At 53.0% G+C, this 547-nt stretch carries 1 protein-coding gene; it reads right to left on the reverse strand.

What is annotated here, in order from left to right; all coding sequences use genetic code 11:
* The coding region (locus D081_RS12480; protein ID WP_143272216.1) for an autotransporter outer membrane beta-barrel domain-containing protein at positions 1 to 532 on the reverse strand (532 nt) is incomplete at its 3' end.
* Between the last annotated feature and the right edge of the window lie 15 nt (positions 533 to 547).

The following is a 547-nucleotide window of genomic DNA, read 5'->3' on the forward strand; positions in this document are numbered from 1 at the left end:
GATGGCGGTCCACGGTCCATGGGGAATCCGGCTGGGTAATGGTGGCGCCGATTTCAGCTCTAAGGCTGCTGCCCTTGGTGGATGCGCCACGGATGGCAGAAGTAATACCAACCGCCGTTACTGAGCCTGTTGCGTCCCCGTTAAATTCATACTCGTAGGCCAGACCGCCATACCATTTCCACTGGTCGCTGGTGCGCATGGAATAACGGGCACCCAGGCGGAGAATCTGGCTGTTAATGGCATCAAGATCATAATGATCACCAGCATCAAAGGACACGCCGTTGCGGTGGTTGTAGAAGAACTTGCCATATACGTCCAGGCTCCGTCCGCCGGAATAATCAAAGATTTTGCCATAGCCCAAATGGAAGCCATAATAACCGGTACTGGTATTGTAGCCGTAAGTATTGCCAGCTCCATCTGTCAGCACATTGGAAGCATCATCCTTTATGGTGCCCAGACGGATACTGCCCTCAATATAATCCTTCTTCGGGCTGGTCCACTTGCCCAAAAGGCCGCCGCCAGTATAATGCATGGAACCATCACCCCT

The sequence above is a fragment of the Anaerovibrio sp. JC8 genome, from assembly GCF_002100115.1.
Classification (GTDB): domain Bacteria; phylum Bacillota; class Negativicutes; order Selenomonadales; family Selenomonadaceae; genus Anaerovibrio.